A 304-nucleotide genomic window follows, 5' to 3' on the forward strand; every position below is an offset into this window, starting at 1 on the left:
CAATACCGGCTTCTCCTCGACAGACTTGGCAAAGTCAATCAACTTTGAAACCAACCGATCCCTTGACGATTCTATCCAACACTTACCGGCAGCTCTGATGAATCTCGACCATGAGGCACAGGCGAATTCCTTGTCGACGCCAATTACATCGACACCAAAACCGCCCAGTTCCCTAAGGACGTACAAACCTGTAGGAGACATACCTAAGACGACGCCGTGCGGTAGAGAACCTTTCATTGCCCATCCATATTTATATAGAGCACTACACTAGTTGACGAACTCAGCCGTTACCAATAGAACAAAA

General features: G+C 47.4%; 1 protein-coding gene. It reads right to left on the minus strand.

All coding sequences use genetic code 11. From position 1 onward, the window contains the following. Positions 1–237 (minus strand): hypothetical protein (locus A3709_RS24500; RefSeq protein WP_231871143.1); only part of this gene is annotated, 237 nt, incomplete at its 3' end. Positions 238–304 lie beyond the last annotated feature (67 nt).

This window comes from Halioglobus sp. HI00S01 (genome assembly GCF_001635445.1).
GTDB lineage: Bacteria > Pseudomonadota > Gammaproteobacteria > Pseudomonadales > Halieaceae > Halioglobus > Halioglobus japonicus.